Here is a 17,852-nt window from a genome sequence, read left to right as displayed (position 1 = left end):
AACGTACTAGCCGACGAATGCAGAAAAGGGGAGGTTGCCCTGTCATGGAATCATTATCGGTGCGAATTTGTATTGCTCTCCCCCTGAAATCCCATTTCCCAACTGGCCCATATAGTTATCTCCCCACGCCCAAAGGGTGCCATTGTTCTTTAGTGCAACTGTATGATGGCCTCCCGCTGAGACAAGTTGCCAGTTCGTTGCAGAGCCGATCTGGACAGGGGCATTCTTAGCATTGTTGGTTCCGTCCCCCAGTTGCCCAAAACTGTTATCCCCCCATACCCAGAGCGTACCATCGGTTCTTATTCCAACTGTGTAAGCACCTCCTGTTGAGATAAATTGCCAGTTCGTTGCAGAACCTATCTGAACGGGGGTATTCTTAGCATCATTGGTTCCGTCCCCCAGTTGCCCAAAACTGTTATCTCCCCATGCCCAGAGCGTTCCGTCAGTTCTTATTCCGACTGTGTAAACACCTCCTGTTGAGATAAATTGCCAGTTGGTTGCGGAGCCGATCTGAACGGGAGCGTTTTGGGTATCGTTGGTTCCGTTTCCCAACTGACCATAATAGTTGTCACCCCACGCCCAGAGAGTGCCGTCGGTTCTTATTGCGACCGTATGACGATCCCCCGCCGAGACAAATTCCCAGTTGGTTGCGGAGCCGATCTGGACAGGGGCGTTCTTAGCAACATTAGTTCCGTCCCCCAATTGACCATGATAGTTGTCACCCCACGCCCAGAGAGTGCCATCAGCTTTTACTGCGACCGTGTGACGATTCCCCGCCGAGACAAATTCCCAGTTAGTTGTGACTCCGATCTGGATGGGAACGTTCTTAGCAACATTAGTTCCGTCCCCCAACTGACCATGATAGTTGTCACCCCACGCCCAGAGAGTACCATCAGCTTTTACTGCCACTGTGTGATATTTATTAGTCGATATATGTTTCCAGTTGCTTGCAGAGCCGATCTGGACAGGGGCGTTCTTAGCAACATTAGTTCCGTCCCCCAATTGACCATAATAGTTGTCACCCCACGCCCAGAGAGTGCCGTCAGTTTTTAATGCGACCGTGTGATGGCTGTTTCCCGCCGACACAGATCCCCAGTTGATTGAAGAGCCAATCTGGACCGGAATATTACTGTGTTGCTCTTCACCTGAAATACCATTTCCCAATTGGCCATAATAGTTGTCACCCCACGTCCAAAGGGTACCGTCGTTTCTTACCGCAACCACGTGGCCTCCTCCCGGAGACACTGATTTCCAATCTTTCGCGGCCCCTATCTGGACAGGTGCAGTCTTAACATCGTCAGTTCCATCCCCCAGTGGGCCAGTTCCCCACGCCCAGAGTGTACCGTCAGTTCTTGTTGCGATCGTGTAATGACCTCCAGCAGACACGGCTGCCCAATTGGTTTCAGATCCTATTTTGACTGGGGTATATTTATTTTGCCCTATTCCCAACGTTCCATCCCCCTGTTGGCCCCAAACGTTATCTCCCCATGCCCAGAGAGTGCCGTCTGTTTTTATTGCAGCCGTGTGGTCGCCTCTTGCCGACACTGATTGCCAGTCGGTCGCTGATCCTATCTGGACAGGTGCGATCTTAGCAGCATCGTTAGTTCCGTTGCCCAGTTGGCCAAAACCGTTATGTCCCCATGCCCAAAGCGTACCGTCAGTCCTTGCCGCAACCGTATGGTTTCCTCCCGCTGACACAGATTTCCAGTTAGTAGCAGATCCGACCTGAACGGGTATGAACTTGGCATCCATAGTTCCATCTCCAAGTTGACCATTACTATTATTTCCCCATACCCAGAGAGTACCATCGGTCTTTACTGCCACTGTGTGGCTTTCTCCCGCAGATACAGATTTCCAGTTGCTTGCAGATCCAATTCGGACGGGAACGTTCCTATCCTCGCTGGTACCGTCACCCAGTTGGCCAAAACCGTTACCCCCCCACGCCCAGAGTGTGCCGTCGGTTCTTATTGCAACAGTGTGGCTTCCTCCCGCTGACACAGATTTCCAGTTGCTTGCAGATCCGATTTGGACGGGCGTGTTCTTATCCTCGTTAGTTCCATCACCCAGTTCGCCAAAACCGTTATATCCCCACGCCCAGAGTGTGCCGTCAGTTTTTGTTGCGACCGAATGCCAGTCTCCCGCCGATACGACTGCGAATGCTGCACTGGAATCGTTGTTAGATGTGCTGGAGCTATTTCCTCCGCAAGCAGAAAGTATGAATACTGACAAGAGAATGAGACTTAGATATTCCAGTTTTTTCACGCGTAGCCCCTTTAAGGTGTAAAATTCACCCTCACAATCACCTGATTTCCATAGGAAGGTATCAAAATTCACGCGGTGCACTTGCAATTTGAATTCGCCCCCGCAAAGCTTGTCTGTCCTCGTCATCCGTGTAGATATCGCGGCGATCGATGACTCGTCAAAGCGCTCCAGGTATGTCGATTCGCGCTGTTCGTGGCATGGTTTTCAGATAGTTATCCTATGTAAGTTAGCACAAGTGACCAACGTCCCCGAAGGGTGCCCCTAGAAACCTACTCTTTGAACGACTCCTTCAAGAAGAATTTGGAAGTTACGCCCATTCATCATTACCTTGTATTTATTCATGGTTTTCCTGTTTTCTAGGGTTTTCTTTTTCTTCCGAAAACTAAATCCGATTCATTCCACATGGCAACGGCGGCAAATCCGCCGCCTATCAGTACCGAGACATAAATCGGGACATTTGGTTTTGCTATTGCCCACCATGCGCATCCGCCTACGAAACCAGCAACAACCACAACTGGCAGGAAATGAGCCTTTCTTGATAGCTTTGTGAATGTGCTTGCTATTCCAAATGTCACGGCGAATGCTACTCCAGCGCCGACACTTGCGAAGAAGAATTCAAACGGTGAAAATAGCCAGATGCACAGCACTCCGATTAATACTCCGAGAACGACCGAAAAACCAAGTATCCTCAAAAACGACGGCTTTTCATCGGTTATCATCATTCTTTCTCTTTCAGCTAACGGGGTGCCCCATGACCCGCCCGCCCACTTATTTCGGGCGGTCGGCGTCTATGGGGCTGGTTGGAATGTACCGTTTTTTGCTCAAATAGCCGTTCTGTGGGCTTTACCCCCAACACCCCGTGATGCACCTCTATTTCTTGATATATTTCATAATTAACTCATTTGGCCAAATCGCCTCAGGTTCTGTGTGAAACTTAAAGTTCGGCGACACCCACTCACCATTTGCTTTCTTATACATAAGAAATCTTCCAAACAACGATCCGAATTCCAAATTCAACATTGCGTAGACAACCTTATTGTTTTTTCCGATTATCGACTCTTCAATCACTTCAAATCCTGAGTATTTTCCATAGTAAGTCCCTATTTGCCCAAATTGACTTGCTTGTGCCTGTAGTTCCTTACTCCCGTCAAGTGGTCCACCTTTAGCCCAAGTAGTAAACGCCGCAGGTGCGCCTCCTTTTCCCCAATCATTGAATCCGTCAATGATAATCTTGTCCGTAGCGTGGGCAAGTGATGCCGTGGAAAAAAGGACCGCCATTACCAGTGTCAAAAAAGATTTCATTTTCTTCCTCCTTAAATTAGTCCAACGGGCCGGGGGCGCACCAGCGCATCAGCGCCTGTGTGCCGCCACCTGGTTGTGCCTCAAGCAGACTTACTCCGCCACTTAATAACCCCAAACAGTCCGCCTATAACAGCGCCGACAAACCCTACGGTTACAACTCCAATTTCTTGTAGAAGTGTAAAGTAACCAAAACGGACGATAAATTGTGTCACTCCAATTACAACGGAGATTACAAAGCCGGCAAGCATGCCGATCCATAACCTCTTCATTGTCTTTATTGATTGAAGTTTCTGATCTTCTTCCGAAGCTCCGCCTACGACTCGCTTCCTTTCGTTGATCTTCGCAATCATGATGTTAATGACCAGAAAGAGGCAGATCCCTAGGGAAATCTTCAATCCAATACTGTTCATCAGATACTCAGGCCACGTTCCCATTTTCTGGTGCCTCTTTGATTTTTTCTTTTCTCAATTTTTTTGCACAACGCTAGGCTAACCGGCCGGTTTCGGGCCGGTCCAGCCGTGAATTGGGAAATCCCTATTCATTCTTACTTATCTTAATATGGCATTGTAGAAACTCTGTCTATCTGATCAAACTCTTTGGTATAGGAGTATTTATAAGCGACAAAACCACCAACAAGGGCGTCAATAAAGAAAGAAAAGTTACCATCTTTTGCTAAAATGGCTGTCGCTCTGTGAACGAAGGCATCTATGTTATGATAATACCTCATGTTAGGTCCTACGTCTGGAAAGAATAGAGTGCAGACTACTGCAGGATGTTGTGAATCATTACTGACTCCGCATTTCGAGGTAAATTTACTGGGAGCCGACTTCGTCTTATCAAAGAATTCCTTCATATTCTTGGCTTTTGATTTGAGCAAGCTTAATTCTGCCTGCCGATCTGCATCTGTCTTTTGCATCGACCTTTGAACCTGCACCAACTCATCAACCCAACCATTTTTTTTTGTTGACTGTGACTGTGGAATAGTTTTTTTGGGGTGCGTATCTGAACTAACGATAAAATAGGAACCGATTAACTTGTCATCTACGAGTTTCTTAGCAACGTTCCTAGCTGCGTCAAGCGTGGCAAATTCACCGAAACGAACAGTATAAACTCCATTGTCCTTTTTGAAATAGATGGCATCAATTCCCTTTGCTTGAAGTTTGGCCGCAAGACGTTCGGCGTTCTTCTCTTCTGCGAAAGCCCCAACATTGACGGAATAGCCATTGGTCTCTTTATTTCCTTTGATCTGAGCTGCACTGCTTAGGGAGGCTGTTAGAAGAAAGTGGACGCATGAAGCCAAGAGAAACGATTTCCATTGTCGAAAAAGCATCGCTGAGCCTCCTTGCCTCTTTTTCAATTCGACCAACGGGGCCGGCCGTGACCTGCGTGGCGCCTTTTGCCACGTCAGCGTCTACGGCCGTGTTATACCTTCTGCCTTTTCAAGACCTTCTTCGTCAAGAGACAGTCGAAGAGAGCCAACCTTCGTTTCTATTGGTACGCTGAAAACCCAGTAAACTGGCAGTGACAATGAAGAGTGTGGATTGATCTTCACGACACTAAAGTCAATGACCTCTGAAGCAAATGTGTCCTTATAAGTCCTTGCAGTGTGGTTTTCATTCACGACCAGCTTCAAAAATTTGTTTCCATACTTTTGAGGTGTTGAAGTTTGGTTTGTTATCGTTATGTTACCTTAGATTTTACTTTCGCCGTTTTTGAAGCTTCTGAACTTGGGTGTTACTTCTGCTTTTATTTCAAGCTTCATATTTGCTGTTCGGATCGTGTTAGACTTCGAAGCACAGGACGTCGCCGAAATGCAGAGCAGTAGCAAGCACGCTATTGTTGTCAATGACTTCATCTATTTTCCTTTTCTCGGTATAACGGGTCCGAGGCGCACCGGCGAAGCGTAGCGGAGACCGAGTGCCGCCGAGTGGTTGGCAACCGCCTTCTAGTCACTTTCGGCTGCGCGACGTTGTTGCATTGGCGTACGGGGTATTCTCGTATGCTCTGGGATTCGGCGATGGCTTGGGCTTTACAATGCTGTAAGCCAGGGTACAAAGAAGCAGGAATAGTATTATGCCGTAAGTCGCCAAATTTGCCTTCCAACTCCATAACTGAACAAGTGACTTCTCAAGTTGTTTCTTCCTGTCAAATGCCCACCTTTCAATAAAGACAGAGGCGAAAAAGAACGGGACCAGAAGCACAATCGCGGCTGTAGGTACCAGCCAATTTAAATCTTCTTCATACGGAATAAGCCATGGGGCCTGAACGATAGCAGCAAATAGTTTTTGCGGTATCGTATCGATTCCGAAAGCACGTCCTCCGCCAGATAGCACAAGTTCTACAACTAGAAGAGCGCCCCAAGTGAGAGGAATTCCAATGAGTGTGGATGTGGCATTTGCGATGCTTGATCGAATAAGCGCTGGCTTCCACGTGAGTCCAATTATTCGCCTGGCAATCCAAGCTTCGATTATGACGACTGGTATGAACGCAATCCACGATGCGGGCCAAAGCAGCGCAAGCATAGGAACCCCAGCGTCTGCTCGTGCTGCCGTCGGAGCTAGAACGGACAATGCAGCAACAACATAGAAATTTACTTTTCTGGATTTCATTTCATCCTCAATTTATTGCCAACGGCTCGGGCGGTGACCCGCCAGCCCAGGCTTATCGGGCGGGCGGCGTCTAACTGTCTGGTTGAGCGCTGTCTTCCTTCTTCCATATTCCCACTATTGAGATGGCTGACACTGCGAGCAAAAAAGCCACCAATCCGCTTCCAGAACTTTGAATCTGGCTATTAGCGAAGAATGAAGAAGCGTAGAGCATCGATGCTCCTGATAAAGCAAAGATGACTCCTCTGCTCCAGCTCTTTTTCTGTTGTAGTCCGAAGCATCCGACGGCCGCAGTAGCTCCGAATACTAATGAGATGAGCAATGACTCTATTGTTTCTTTTCGATATCCGCTGACTGTATCGAAACTCCTTGCCACAAAGAGTCCAGCAAGACTCACAAGGATGAAATAGGTCGCTATGCAGCCCCAGAGAACTATCATCATTCTCCGCATGATAGGGGTTTCCATTTGCTGTTCCTTTTGTCGCTCAACGGCTCGCGCCCTTGACCCGCACCGGGGCGCTTCTCAGCCCCGGTCGGCGTCCAAGGGCCTGGTTAGGTGTCCATTGTTCACCTCAATAAATTTTAGGCTATTTCGAGAAAGCATTATTCCAATCAGGATGGCAGCAATTCCAGACGAAAAAAACAACATTGTTTCAAACGTTAAATTTACTGCATCCGGCCATGCTCTTGATTCGGGATGCCCAAACAAAGGAATGAAGACTATAAAAAACAGTAAGTACATGGTCATGGCTCCAGCGAGTAATCCAGCTGCAATGCCGAACCACATGCTTCCATTGCAGAACAAAATGCTGCCCATCGTCATGTTTTGTAAAATTTGTGTTTCTTTCATTTTCTTTGTCAGCCACGCCCCAGCAGTGACTCCGGTAATAATTTCTCCGGCACATACATATAATTTGTTTCCGCCGATGTCGAAAAAGTAGCCGATTGCCACGCCAGCGACAACACCGAACAAGACATTTATGAATAGCAGTTTTCCTTTCATTTCTATCTCACCTAACGGCTGAGAGTACAGCGGCTTGCCCGCTGTTACGCTTTGTTGGCTTTGCTTTTCAGGAAGTTGCCACTCCACTTTCCTTTTCACGTTGTTGCGGCTTTACTTCTCTGTCCCTTCGCGGTTCAGAGTCTGATTTCATCCTTTTTTTTGCGACCTTCAAAGCGAAGTATCCATACAGGATTCCTGGTGTGCAAGGGATCAACTCTTGGATGTTGGGCTGTTGATGGTTCAACAGATTAAGAACAAAAATGCTCGGTACAAAAAGTATGAAAAACCAGCCCGTAACTTTCAATTCAACGTTTGACAACAAATATGTGCATCTATGTAGAGCAAGCTTATATGTTAATTTCAAAAACCAGTATGCGATGAGTAGTAAAATAGCTAAAAACACAACATCGTCGGTTTCTATTGTGCCTCTTTTGATTATGGACTTACCAAACCATCCTGACACAAAAAGGAAAAATCCACCGACCGAACCAGTGATAAGAGCAAATAAGGATTCGAACAGCTTTTCTGAAAATTGATTTTTGTACTCCTCATCGAGCTTCATTTGATCCTCTTTTCCCTCTAGCCAACTAGTTATTGACCGGTTTCCCCATATAAGTAACTTGTTACCTATATAGCGAACTTGCTACTTATATAGGTAACTCACCGGTCACCTATACAAGTAGCTTACAATCTCCTGGTCCCATTGATGAACTCTTCCGGAATTCTCGCCTCAAACTCGGTGCCGCACACCAACCGATACGGCACCAGCCACAGTCTCAACCGCGGGTCCCATTTCGCCCGCATCTGACGCAGCTTTTCCCGCAAAGCCGTCTCTTCGAAGCCGACCGCGACCGGCGCCAGGTCGTCATCACCGAAGCGGCACGACCGCCGCGCTGGCCGTTCCTCGACAATCAACTCGACAGTTTTCAACCGCACCCCGCGTTTCGCGTCATAGCGGTAACGGACACAGAGAAGCGCGTCGCCGTACTGCTCCACCAGGCGCTGCGTCCCTTTCTGCCCCGGCTTCAGGTGGCAGTATGATTTCATATCCTTGAGCATGGCCCCTCCGTGGGCTACAGCCTTCGCCAGCACCCCCACCCTACCACATAAGCCCACGCTCACAAAGCCCAATTCACCCCGCAACTCCCCGGAATTCCGCAAAGTTCCTACATATAGTAACCTCACCGAAAAAAAATTGCCCGGCCAGCGGCAACCACCCCACCCGCGGACCCGGGAGCGGACACTCACGACAAATCGAAGACAAAAAAAGAGGCCGTTCCCGGCGGGACGGCCCCTGTGCTGCAACACCCATCATAATGCCCCCGGCTAGTCGACCGGGTTACCGCGAGTTTCCACATCGTAGATCGTCAAGAGCGCTTCCGGAGTCAGCGCGCAGACCTCATCACGCTCGCTCCCTTTGCTGCCATGGTGCCATTCGACCCGGTCGCCGCCTTCGCCGTGCATGATCCGCACCCGGCTGCCGCCGATCCGCTTGACCTCGTTGATCATCTGTTCCATGGTGAGCAGCTCGACCCCGCCGACCTCTTCGTAGCTGGGGACGTTTTCCAGGAACCGGTCGATCAGTTCGTAGTCGAGGAAGTCATTTTCCTTCCGCCACCACCGGACAAACCGGTGCTCTGCGCTGACATTTTCACTGACCATCTTTCTCGCGTCCGACCCTCTCATGGCGTGCCTCCTTTCCGGCCGCTGCCGCAATGCCCGTCGCCGGGCCGGCAGCGCTTGCCATGACCTTCTGTCCAAATATCTTCTCCTGTTTCAATTATACCGCAGCAGGACAAAAGTTGAATATCATTTTCATTTTACCGCCCCCTTGACCGTTTCCAATTCCTCCCAGCGATCGTAGACCGCCGTCAACTCCGCCTCCAGGGCTTCCAGCCGCTCCTTGACCGAGGCGACCTCGGCGCCGGCGCGTTTGTAGAATTCCGGGTCGGCCAGGGTGGCGTGGAGCCGTTCCTGTTCTTCTTCCAGGAGGTGAATCCGCTCGGGAAGCGCCTCCAGCTCCCGCTCTTCCTTGAAACTCAGCTTGCGGGGGCGCTCGGCGCGCTCGCGGACCGGCGCCGCGGTGGTTGCCGCCGGCTTGGCCGGTGCCGGCGCCTCGGCGGCGGCCTGGCGGAGCCAGTCGTCATAGCCGCCGACGTATTCGCGCACCCGGCCGTCGCCGCCCAAGGCCAGGGTGCTGGTCACCACGTTGTTGAGGAATTCCCGGTCGTGGCTCACCAGCAGGATGGTCCCCGAGTAGTCCATCAGCAGCTCTTCGAGCAGGTCGAGGGTTTCGGCATCGAGGTCGTTGGTCGGCTCGTCCAGCACCAGCACGTTGGCCGGCTTGGTAAAGAGCTTGGCCAACAGCAGCCGGTTCCGTTCGCCGCCGGAAAGGATGCGGACCGGGGTCCGGGCCCGGTCGGGGGAGAAGAGGAAATCCTGCAGGTAGCCGATGACGTGGCGGCTCTTGCCGCCGACCATGATGGTGTCGTTCCCCTCGCCGACGTTCTCCTGAACGGTCTTGTCCAGGTCGAGCTGTTCGCGCAGCTGGTCGAAGTAGAGTACCTCGCGGCGGGTGCCGAGGCGGATGTCGCCGCTGTCGGGGGTGAGTTCGCCGAGGAGCAGGCGGAGCAGGGTGGTCTTGCCGGAGCCGTTGGGGCCGATGATCCCGACCCGGTCGCCGCGCATGATGGTGGTCGAGAAGTCGCGGATGATCGGCCGGTCGCCGTAGGCGAAGGAGGCGTTGTCCGCCTCGACGACCAGGGCGCCGGAGCGCTCCGCCTCCTGGAGGCGGATGGTTGCGGTACCGAGCCGCTCCCGCCGTTGCCGCCGTTCCTCGCGCAGCTTCTTCAGCGCCCGGACCCGCCCCTCGTTGCGGGTCCGCCGGGCTTTGATCCCCTGCCGGATCCAGGCCTCCTCCTGGGCAAGCTTCTTGTCGAACTGCGCCTGGCGGGTCACCTCCGCCTCCAGGAGCGCCTCGCGCCGCTCGACGAATTCGTCGTAACCGCAGGCGAAGGCGTAGAGCCGCCCCCGGTCCAGCTCGGCGACCCGGTTGGCGAGCCGGCGGGCGAAGGCGCGGTCGTGGGTGACGAAGAGCAGCGTCTTCACCTGTTTGAGCAGGAACTCTTCCAGCCAGAGGATAGTGTCGATGTCCAGGTGGTTGGTCGGCTCGTCGAGGAGCAGGATGTCGGGGGCAGCCACCAGGGCCCGGGCCAGGAGCGCCCGCCGCTTGGTGCCGCCGGAGAGGCTGGCGAAGGGGGCGTCGGCGTCGAGGGAGAGCCGGTTGAGCACCCGCTCCACCTCCTGGTGGAGCCCCCAGCCGCCGGTCTCTTCCAGCCGTTTCTGCAGGGTCGCCAGCCGCGCCAGCAGTTCGTCATTCGCCGCTTCGGCCAGCCGGTGGCTCACCTGATGGTACTCGGCCAAGAGCGCCGTGGCCTCCCCCATCCCGGCGGCGGCCACGTCGAAGACCGTCCCGCCCAGCCCCTGGGGAACTTCCTGGGAGACGAGGGCGACCCGCACCCCCTGCTGGCGCATGATCTCCCCCCCTTCGAGGGGGATCTCCCCGGCGAGGAGCTTGAGCAGGGTCGACTTGCCGGTGCCGTTACGCCCCAGCAGGCAGAGCCGTTCCCCCTCCTCGATCTGGAGATTGACGCCGTCGAAGAGCGGCGGCCCGCCGAAGGCGAGGGTGATGTTGCGCAAGGTGAGCAGTGCCACGATGACTCCTTCCCGTTACTGTCGATCCGTGGCACAGTATTGACCGTTTCCCCCCTCTCCGTCAATCTCCCGTCATCGGCACAGCCGATTTTATCGATCGCGCCACCGGGAAAATCCTATCGGCCGGCCGTGAACTTTGGCGCATTTTTCAGCCAACTGTGCTACACTTTTTGCCGGGCTGATGCCGCTTTCGGCCGCCGCAGCCCCCCCTCGCTTCAACGACGCATCCATTCACCAAAGGAGGTCGTCCATGCAGAAGCTGATCCGTGTCGAGCCAGCCAAGTGCATTGGCTGCAAGTCCTGCGAGCTCGCCTGTTCGTTCAAGCACCGCAACGAGTTCGCCCCCAGCAAATCCCGCATCGTCAACGAAGTATTCCTCGAAGAAGCCAAGTTCATCACCGTCACCTGCATGCAGTGCGACGACCCCTGGTGCCTGAAGGCCTGCCCCAAGGGAGCCATCGCCAAAGATGCGGCGTCGGGAGTAGTGACCGTCGACGAGCTGAAGTGCGTCGGTTGCCGGACCTGCGTCAGTGCCTGTCCATTCGGGATGATCAAGTACCTCCCCGAAACCCACAAGGCGGACAAGTGCAACCTCTGCAGCGGCGACGTGCCGGAATGCGTCATCTTCTGCCCGACCCACTGCCTGACCTTCTCCGAGGAGGACACGCCGCTGCGGGAGAAGGTGCTCCGCTTCGTCAACACCATGAAAGAGGGGCAAACGGAGGTGGCCAATGGCTAACGGCTGGCATGGCAAAGTGCTGCGGGTCGATCTCTCCGCCCGGACCTGGCGGATCGAAGAACTGAACCTGGCCTGGGCCCGGGAGTACATCGGCGGCCGGGGGCTCGGGACCAAATACCTGACCGAAGAGGTGCCGGCGGAGACGGACCCGCTCGCCGCCGCCAACAAGCTGATCTTCGCCACCGGCCCCCTGACCGGCACCTACGGCGCCGCCAACGGCCGCTACGTGGCGGTCACCAAGTCGCCGCTCACCGGGACGGTCGCCAGCTCCAACTCCGGCGGCTATTTCCCGAGCGAACTTCGCTACGCCGGCTTCGACATGATCATCATCGAAGGGAAGGCCGAGCGGCCGGTCTACCTGAAGATCTACAACCAGCGGGTGGAGATCGCCGACGCCTCCCACCTCTGGGGGAAGACGACCTTCGCCACCGAAGACCGGATCCGCAGGGAGTTCCACGGCGACGCCAAGGTCGCCTGCATCGGCCCGGCGGGGGAAAACCTGGTCCACTACGCCTGCATCGTCAACGACAAGCACCGGGCAGCCGGCCGGAGCGGCGTCGGCATGGTGATGGGGAGCAAGAACCTCAAGGCGGTAGCCGTCCGCGGCACCGGCGGCGTCACCGTCGCCGATCCGGCAGCGTTTCGCGAGGCGGCCCGCGAGTCGTCCCGGCTGCTCAAGGAGCACCCGGTCACTGCCGAGGGGCTGCCGGCGCTTGGCACGGCGGTGCTGGTCAACATCATCAACCAGAGTGGCGCCATGCCGACCCGCAACTTCCAGGCCGGCACCTTCGACCGGGCCGAGGAGATTTCCGGCGAGCGGCTGGTGCAGACCTACCTGAAGCGGAACAAGGGGTGCATGGGGTGCGTCATCGCCTGCGCCCGGGTCACCGGCGTGGTCGATCCCCGCTGGAGCGAGGACGGCGAAGGGCCGGAGTACGAAACCATCTGGTCGATGGGGGCCGCCTGCGGCATCGCCGACCTGGCGGCGATTACCAAGGGGAACTACCTCTGCAACGAATACGGCATGGACACCATCACCGCCGGGTCGACGGTGGCCTGCGCCATGGAACTCTACGAGAAGGGGTACATCACCGAGGCGGAGGCAGGGATGCCGCTTAACTTCGGCGACGCCGACGCGATGGTCAAGCTGCTGGAGCTGACTGGCAAAGGGGAAGGGTTCGGCAAGAAGATCGGCCTCGGCTCCTGGCGGCTGGCGGCCAGCTATGGGGTTCCCGAACTCTCGATGACGGTCAAGAAGCAGGAATTCCCCGCCTACGACGGCCGGGGAATCCAGGGGATGGCGCTGGAGTATGCAACAAGCAACCGCGGCGCCTGCCATGTCCGGGGCTACATGGTCTCGCCGGAGATTCTCGGCGTGCCGGAGAAGCTCGATCCCCAGGCGACGGCCGGCAAGGCAGGATGGACCAAGGCGTTCCAGGACTTCACCGCCGTCGTCGACTCGGCCGGCATCTGCCTCTTCACCACCTTCGGCATCGGCGCGCCGCAGGTGACCAAGTTCTTCAACGCCGCCACCGGGTCGGCCTGGTCCGTCGAACAACTGCTGGAAGCCGGCGACCGGATCTGGAACCTGGAGCGGCTCTTCAACCTGCGGGCCGGCATCGACCCCTCCCAGGACACCCTGCCGCCGCGACTGCTCGAAGAACCGCTGCCCGACGGGCCGCTGAAGGGCGAGGTGGCGAAACTCGGCGAGATGCTCCCCGAATACTACCAGTTGCGCGGCTGGAGCGAGCAGGGGATTCCGACCGAGGACAAGCTGCACGCCCTGGGGCTTGCTAAGTAAGTGCATTGACTAAACATCCCCCCTCCCCCATCAAGGGGGAGGGAGTTGTCGTGTAGTCAGGTTTTGCCTTCGTAAGGAGTTTCCAACTAACGACACGGGCGGTCGCCACCGCCCCGCCAGGAGCAGGGCCAGCCATGGACCAGCAGTTCGACATCGTCATCATCGGCAACAGCGCCGCCGGCATGCAGGCGCTCCGGACGCTCCACCGTCATTCCCGCAACCATTCCGTCGCCATCGTCGACCGGGAGACCCACCCTGCCTATTCCCGGGTGCTCACCCCCTACTATGTCGGCGGCAAGACCGAACGGAGCAACCTGTTCATCGTCGACCACGCCTTTTACCACCGGCTCGGCGTCGCGACCCTGTTCGGCCAGCCGGCGGTCGAGATCGATGCCGACCGGCACCGGCTGACCCTCGGCAACGGCAAGACCATCGGCTTCGGTGCGCTCCTGATCGCCTCCGGCGCCGAGGCCCGGAGCATCGAGATCAGTGCCGCCGGCATCTGCACCCTCCGCCACCTCGACGATGCCGACCGCCTGGCGCAGCTGCTGCCGGAAGCGCGGAGCGTCACCGCCATCGGCGCCGGCCTGGTCAGCATCCCGTTTCTCTCCCATGCCGGTCCGGAGCTGGAACGACACCTGGTGGTCGGGTCGAACCGAATCTTCAGCCGGGTGGTGGATGCGGAAGCATCGGCGATCCTCGAAGAGCGCTTCGTCGCCGACGGCCTGCAGCTGCACAAGCAGGACGACGTCGTCGACCTGGCCGGCGGGGAGCGGCTCGAATTGGCCCTTGCCTCCGGCAAACGACTTACCACCGACATGCTGCTGGTCGGCAAGGGGGTGGTCCCCAATACCGGCCTGGCCCGGCAGGCGGGACTGGCAGTGCGGGACGGAATCCTGATCGACGACCACTGCCGGACCAGCCATCCCGACATCTACGCCGCCGGCGACGTGGCGGAAGGGCGGGACTTCGTCACCGGCGAAAGCACCATCCAGGGGAACTGGCTGACGGCGGTGGAGCAGGCGGAAGTGGCCGCCCTCAACATGCTGCAGCTTCCCGCCACCTATCCGGGGAGCATGAAGAACAACACGACGGAGGTCTTCGGCGTCGATATCGCCGCTGTCGGCTACTGCCGGGACGACGCCCCGCGGGTCATCTCGGCCCACGACCGTTTTACCGGCCGTTTTCGCAAGGTCTTTCTCGACGAGCAGGACCGGGTGCTCGGCGCCACGCTGATCGGCGAAACCAACGACGCGGGGGGCTACTACCAGCTGGTGACCACCCGGGCGGTCTTCCCCGGCGAACGGCTGCTGCGGGGAGTAAACAGTTACGCCGCCCGCCTGCTGGCCCTGGCCTGACCGCATACGCCACCAGGGCGGAAGGAATGCGATGATCCGGATTCAATTCTTCAGTCTGCTGCGCCTGCTGCTACAGCGGGAATCGCTGGAGCTCCCCGCGCAGGAGGGGGAAACGGTCAGCCGGCTCCTCGCCCGGGTCGAGGCCGCCGTCGGACCGGCGGTGTCCGGCAAGCTCCTCGACGGCGCGGGCGCCCTGCAGACCGGCACCATCATCCTGGTCAACCGGCGGAACATCCACCATCTGAACGGCCTGGCGACGGAGGTACGGGACGGCGACGTGTTGGCCCTCTTCCCGCCCGGTGCGGGGGGGTAGCCGATGGGACGGGACGAGCGGTACGCCCGGCAGCTGGCGGTATGGGGCACGGAGAAGCAAGCGCAGCTGGCGGCGGGAACCGTGCTGGTGGCCGGGGTCGGCGGGCTTGGCGCCACGGTCGGCCAGCTGCTGGCCCGGGCCGGCGTCGGCCGGCTGATCATCGTCGACGACGGGACGGTGGCATGGCCCGACCTGAACCGCCAGCTGTTGTACGACGAATGGGATATCGGCCGGCAAAAGGCGCTGGTAGCGGCGGAACGCCTGTCCGAGGTCAACGCCGCCCTGGAGATCATCCCCCTCGACCGGCGAATCGACGATGAGTTCGTCATGCCGCCGGGGGTCGATTGCGTCGCCGACTGCCTCGACACCTTTGCCAGCCGGTTCGCCCTCTACCGGCAGACGCCGGCGGGCAAATTCTACGTTCATGGCGGCATCCAGGGGGAGCACGGCCAGGTACTGACGCTGCGTACCGGCGCGTCCCAGCCGCTGGAGGCGATCTTCGCCGGCGCCCGCCAGCCGGAAGGGGCGATCCCGGTAACCCCCGACGGCCCGGCGGTGATCGCCGGGATCATGAGCCGGGAGCTGTTCGGCTGCCTCTGGGGAAGCCCGACGCTGCTCGACCGCTTCCTGGTGGTGGAGCTGGCCGGCTTCCACTGCTCGTTCCTGGAAGTCTGAGGAGAGAGCGATGCACCGCTTCCTGCTGCCGCTGTTGATCTGCCCCGCCTGCCTGCCGAAGGAGCAGCCGTTGACGCTCGCCGGCGCCGTTGAGGCCGACGGCGAGATCGACCACGGCACCCTCGAATGCCGGCAATGTCGCCGCCGTTTCCCGATCCGCGACGGCATCGCCGTTCTCCTTCCCGACCCGGCCACCGAACCCGCCGACAGCCAGTGGAAGTACGAGGAAGCCGGCACCCTCGACAGCTATCTTTGGAGCCACTTCGCCGACTTGGCCGGCGACCGGCAGGCCGGTGACGCCTACGCCACCTGGGCCGACTGCCTGGCCCCCCGCAGCGCCGCCGCCCTCGACGCCGGCTGCGCCGTTGGCCGACTCACCTTCGAGATGGCGGCACGGAGCGAACTGGCGGTCGGCTGCGACCTGTCGCTCGCCTTTATCAGGACCGCACGCCGCCTTGCCCGCGAAGGGGAGCTGACCTTTTCCCTCCCCATCGAAGGGAACCTCCGCGAAACCTTCCGTTGCACCCTTCCCCCCGTCTGGCGCCACGCCACCGTCGAGTTCGTCGTCGCCGACGCCCTGGCCCTCCCCTTCCCCCGGGAGAGCTTCAGCCAGCTGGCCACCCTCAATCTGCTCGACCGGGTCAGCTACCCGCTCGCCCACCTCTACGAGCTCAACCGGGTCGCCCGGACCGCCGGCGCCGCCCTGCTCTTCGCCGACCCGTTCTCCTGGTCGCCCGCCGCCGCGCCGGAAGAGCGCTGGCTCGGCGGCACCACCGCCGGCCCTTACCCCGGCCGGGGGCTCGACAACGTTCGCGCCCTGCTCGAAGGGAAGGACGACGTCCTCCGCCCCCCCTGGCGGATCGGCCGCCGGGGCGAAGTCTCGTGGAAGCTCCGCAGCCACCGCAACCACTGCGAGCTGATCACCAGCCAGCTGCTGGTGGCTGAACGGTAGCCGCCGAACTCAGCGCAGGTTGTGCCAGAGATTGACCATGAAATCCTGGACGTTGGTGAGGATCGCCGCCGCCTGGGCCGAGCCCCGGTTGGCCAGCTTGTCGGCACTGAACTCGGTCATGTCGACGATGTAGAAAAAGACCGGCCGGACCGTGCCGTCCGCCAGCACCCGGTAGCTCGGCACCATGTTGCCGAAGGCGATGGCATGGAGCTGAGTGGCCAGGGCAATGACGGTGGTCGCCTGTCGGGCATGGCAACGCATCGCCTCCTGGGCCCGGCAGGAATCGGTGATCACTTCCGGCAACGGCCCATCGTCGCGGATCGAGCCGGCCAGGACATAGGGGACACCCCGGCGCTCGCAGGCGTGGATGATGCCGTCGTTCAGGCCCAGTTCGGCAATGGCGCGGCGGATCGAACCGCAGCGCCGCACTTCGTTGATGATCTCCAGATGGTGATAATGGCCGAGCGGCCGCAGCGCCTGGGTGTAGATATCCTGACCGAGCCCGGTGCGGAAGCGGGCCGCCTCCAGATCGTGGGTGGCGAGGGCATTGCCGGCCAGCAGGGCATGGCAGTAGCCGGCCTCGATCAGCGCCTGCATGGCGGCCCGGCTGTCCTGGTCGAAGGCGACCGCCGGCCCGAGGACCCAGGCGATGTACCCCGCCTCCCGGTCATGGCGCAACACCCGGTACAGTTCGTCGTAGGAGCGGGAGAACGGCGGCTCCCGCGTCCCCCGGGTGCGGAAGGAGAACTTGTCGCCCGGGTTGGCGGGTACCGCGAAGCCGACGGGATGGACCAGGATTCCCTCCTCGCCGTTCTCGGTCCGGCCGAGCACCACCGGGTCCCCGCCCCTGACCAGCCGCGGTTCCACCACCGCCGCCTCCTCTCCCCGCAGGACGATCGCCGCGTCCATCCGGCTTTCGGCGACGAGCAGCCAGCGACCGTTGCCGAGATGGAGGTATTCCGGATGGTTGGAGGTGGCGTGAAAAGCGGCCGGCAATACCCCGTCGGCCGGGGCGGCGCCGACCCGGACCGGCGGTGCTGCGGCCAGGTCCGGCCGGGAGAAATCGGGCGGCGTGTACACGGGAATGACCGACATGGCTGGTTCCTCCGAAAAGCGGCTGGCCGGCC

The 17,852-nt window shown here is 58.3% G+C and carries 19 protein-coding genes; 6 read left to right on the top strand and 13 right to left on the bottom strand.

Going from position 1 to position 17,852, the window contains the following annotated elements; all coding sequences use genetic code 11:
• Window positions 1-42: 42 nt before the first annotated feature.
• The 12 genes from QMN23_RS04495 to QMN23_RS04440 all read right to left on the bottom strand — a co-directional run bounded on the left by QMN23_RS04495 (window position 43) and on the right by QMN23_RS04440 (window position 10,887).
• Window positions 43-2,262: an RCC1 domain-containing protein gene (locus QMN23_RS04495; protein ID WP_282002120.1), complete on the bottom strand. Its 2,220-nt coding sequence runs from the start codon at window positions 2,260-2,262 to the stop codon at window positions 43-45.
• Between the two features lie 356 nt (window positions 2,263-2,618).
• Window positions 2,619-2,984, bottom strand: a complete 366-nt coding sequence (locus QMN23_RS04490; RefSeq protein WP_282002119.1) for a hypothetical protein — start codon at window positions 2,982-2,984, stop codon at window positions 2,619-2,621.
• A gap of 148 nt (window positions 2,985-3,132) precedes the next feature.
• The gene (locus QMN23_RS04485) at window positions 3,133-3,564 is read right to left on the bottom strand and encodes a hypothetical protein (protein ID WP_282002117.1); all 432 of its coding nucleotides are present in this window, start codon (window positions 3,562-3,564) and stop codon (window positions 3,133-3,135) included.
• 80 nt (window positions 3,565-3,644) lie between these two features.
• Window positions 3,645-3,974, bottom strand: coding sequence for a hypothetical protein (locus QMN23_RS04480; protein WP_282002115.1), 330 nt, complete (start codon window positions 3,972-3,974; stop codon window positions 3,645-3,647).
• A gap of 143 nt (window positions 3,975-4,117) precedes the next feature.
• Complete coding sequence (locus tag QMN23_RS04475) at window positions 4,118-4,894, bottom strand: SPOR domain-containing protein (protein ID WP_282002114.1); 777 nt, start codon at window positions 4,892-4,894, stop codon at window positions 4,118-4,120.
• 619 nt (window positions 4,895-5,513) lie between these two features.
• Entirely contained in the window at window positions 5,514-6,173 is a 660-nt protein-coding gene (locus QMN23_RS04470) for a hypothetical protein (protein WP_282002112.1), read from the bottom strand.
• 70 nt (window positions 6,174-6,243) lie between these two features.
• The gene (locus QMN23_RS04465) at window positions 6,244-6,636 is read right to left on the bottom strand and encodes a hypothetical protein (RefSeq protein ID WP_282002110.1); all 393 of its coding nucleotides are present in this window, start codon (window positions 6,634-6,636) and stop codon (window positions 6,244-6,246) included.
• A gap of 57 nt (window positions 6,637-6,693) precedes the next feature.
• Window positions 6,694-7,272, bottom strand: a complete 579-nt coding sequence (locus tag QMN23_RS04460) for a hypothetical protein (RefSeq protein ID WP_282002109.1) — start codon at window positions 7,270-7,272, stop codon at window positions 6,694-6,696.
• Window positions 7,241-7,735 (bottom strand): hypothetical protein, encoded by a 495-nt coding sequence (locus tag QMN23_RS04455; RefSeq protein ID WP_282002107.1) that lies wholly within the window; start codon window positions 7,733-7,735, stop codon window positions 7,241-7,243. Before QMN23_RS04455 ends, QMN23_RS04460 begins: the two co-directional genes overlap by 32 nt.
• Before the next feature lie 122 nt (window positions 7,736-7,857).
• Window positions 7,858-8,232 (bottom strand): hypothetical protein, encoded by a 375-nt coding sequence (locus QMN23_RS04450; protein WP_282002105.1) that lies wholly within the window; start codon window positions 8,230-8,232, stop codon window positions 7,858-7,860.
• A gap of 267 nt (window positions 8,233-8,499) precedes the next feature.
• Window positions 8,500-8,859, bottom strand: a complete 360-nt coding sequence (locus tag QMN23_RS04445) for a hypothetical protein (RefSeq protein ID WP_282002104.1) — start codon at window positions 8,857-8,859, stop codon at window positions 8,500-8,502.
• 129 nt (window positions 8,860-8,988) lie between these two features.
• The gene (locus QMN23_RS04440) at window positions 8,989-10,887 is read right to left on the bottom strand and encodes an ATP-binding cassette domain-containing protein (RefSeq protein ID WP_282002103.1); all 1,899 of its coding nucleotides are present in this window, start codon (window positions 10,885-10,887) and stop codon (window positions 8,989-8,991) included.
• Window positions 10,888-11,137: 250 nt separating this feature from the next.
• On the opposite strand from QMN23_RS04440, the gene QMN23_RS04435 reads away from it, so the two are divergent.
• The 6 genes from QMN23_RS04435 to QMN23_RS04410 all read left to right on the top strand — a co-directional run bounded on the left by QMN23_RS04435 (window position 11,138) and on the right by QMN23_RS04410 (window position 16,725).
• Window positions 11,138-11,626 carry a 4Fe-4S dicluster domain-containing protein gene (locus QMN23_RS04435; RefSeq protein WP_282002102.1) on the top strand — a complete coding sequence of 163 codons (489 nt, stop codon included), beginning with the start codon at window positions 11,138-11,140 and terminating at the stop codon, window positions 11,624-11,626.
• The gene (locus QMN23_RS04430) at window positions 11,619-13,427 is read left to right on the top strand and encodes an aldehyde ferredoxin oxidoreductase family protein (protein WP_282002100.1); all 1,809 of its coding nucleotides are present in this window, start codon (window positions 11,619-11,621) and stop codon (window positions 13,425-13,427) included. The genes QMN23_RS04435 and QMN23_RS04430 overlap by 8 nt, the downstream gene beginning before the upstream one ends.
• 134 nt (window positions 13,428-13,561) lie before the next feature.
• Window positions 13,562-14,785, top strand: coding sequence for an NAD(P)/FAD-dependent oxidoreductase (locus QMN23_RS04425; RefSeq protein ID WP_282002099.1), 1,224 nt, complete (start codon window positions 13,562-13,564; stop codon window positions 14,783-14,785).
• A gap of 31 nt (window positions 14,786-14,816) precedes the next feature.
• On the top strand, window positions 14,817-15,098 hold the full coding sequence (locus tag QMN23_RS04420) for a MoaD family protein (RefSeq protein WP_282002097.1): 282 nt from the start codon (window positions 14,817-14,819) through the stop codon (window positions 15,096-15,098).
• A gap of 3 nt (window positions 15,099-15,101) precedes the next feature.
• Complete coding sequence (locus tag QMN23_RS04415; RefSeq protein ID WP_282002095.1) at window positions 15,102-15,773, top strand: HesA/MoeB/ThiF family protein; 672 nt, start codon at window positions 15,102-15,104, stop codon at window positions 15,771-15,773.
• Window positions 15,774-15,783: 10 nt separating this feature from the next.
• Window positions 15,784-16,725, top strand: coding sequence for a class I SAM-dependent methyltransferase (locus tag QMN23_RS04410; protein WP_282002094.1), 942 nt, complete (start codon window positions 15,784-15,786; stop codon window positions 16,723-16,725).
• A 9-nt stretch (window positions 16,726-16,734) separates the two neighbouring features.
• Here the strand turns inward: QMN23_RS04410 and QMN23_RS04405 are convergent, their stop codons facing one another.
• The gene (locus QMN23_RS04405) at window positions 16,735-17,820 is read right to left on the bottom strand and encodes a hypothetical protein (RefSeq protein ID WP_282002092.1); all 1,086 of its coding nucleotides are present in this window, start codon (window positions 17,818-17,820) and stop codon (window positions 16,735-16,737) included.
• Window positions 17,821-17,852: the final 32 nt, after the last annotated feature.

The organism is Geotalea uraniireducens (assembly GCF_027943965.1).
In the GTDB taxonomy this organism is placed as follows: Bacteria; Desulfobacterota; Desulfuromonadia; order Geobacterales; family Geobacteraceae; genus Geobacter; species Geobacter uraniireducens.
This window is presented reverse-complemented; position numbering and strand designations above follow the sequence as displayed.

Bases quoted from the DNA above. Each gene is read 5' to 3' on its own strand.
- QMN23_RS04490 (WP_282002119.1), bottom strand. From the start codon at position 2,984: ATGATGATAACCGATGAAAAGCCGTCGTTTTTGAGGATACTTGGTTTT.
- QMN23_RS04485 (WP_282002117.1), bottom strand. From the start codon at position 3,564: ATGAAATCTTTTTTGACACTGGTAATGGCGGTCCTTTTTTCCACGGCA.
- QMN23_RS04480 (WP_282002115.1), bottom strand. From the start codon at position 3,974: ATGAACAGTATTGGATTGAAGATTTCCCTAGGGATCTGCCTCTTTCTG.
- QMN23_RS04475 (WP_282002114.1), bottom strand. From the start codon at position 4,894: ATGCTTTTTCGACAATGGAAATCGTTTCTCTTGGCTTCATGCGTCCAC.
- QMN23_RS04470 (WP_282002112.1), bottom strand. From the start codon at position 6,173: ATGAAATCCAGAAAAGTAAATTTCTATGTTGTTGCTGCATTGTCCGTT.
- QMN23_RS04465 (WP_282002110.1), bottom strand. From the start codon at position 6,636: ATGGAAACCCCTATCATGCGGAGAATGATGATAGTTCTCTGGGGCTGC.
- QMN23_RS04455 (WP_282002107.1), bottom strand. From the start codon at position 7,735: ATGAAGCTCGATGAGGAGTACAAAAATCAATTTTCAGAAAAGCTGTTC.
- QMN23_RS04450 (WP_282002105.1), bottom strand. From the start codon at position 8,232: ATGCTCAAGGATATGAAATCATACTGCCACCTGAAGCCGGGGCAGAAA.
- QMN23_RS04445 (WP_282002104.1), bottom strand. From the start codon at position 8,859: ATGAGAGGGTCGGACGCGAGAAAGATGGTCAGTGAAAATGTCAGCGCA.
- QMN23_RS04435 (WP_282002102.1), top strand. From the start codon at position 11,138: ATGCAGAAGCTGATCCGTGTCGAGCCAGCCAAGTGCATTGGCTGCAAG.
- QMN23_RS04430 (WP_282002100.1), top strand. From the start codon at position 11,619: ATGGCTAACGGCTGGCATGGCAAAGTGCTGCGGGTCGATCTCTCCGCC.
- QMN23_RS04425 (WP_282002099.1), top strand. From the start codon at position 13,562: ATGGACCAGCAGTTCGACATCGTCATCATCGGCAACAGCGCCGCCGGC.
- QMN23_RS04420 (WP_282002097.1), top strand. From the start codon at position 14,817: ATGATCCGGATTCAATTCTTCAGTCTGCTGCGCCTGCTGCTACAGCGG.
- QMN23_RS04415 (WP_282002095.1), top strand. From the start codon at position 15,102: ATGGGACGGGACGAGCGGTACGCCCGGCAGCTGGCGGTATGGGGCACG.
- QMN23_RS04410 (WP_282002094.1), top strand. From the start codon at position 15,784: ATGCACCGCTTCCTGCTGCCGCTGTTGATCTGCCCCGCCTGCCTGCCG.
- QMN23_RS04405 (WP_282002092.1), bottom strand. From the start codon at position 17,820: ATGTCGGTCATTCCCGTGTACACGCCGCCCGATTTCTCCCGGCCGGAC.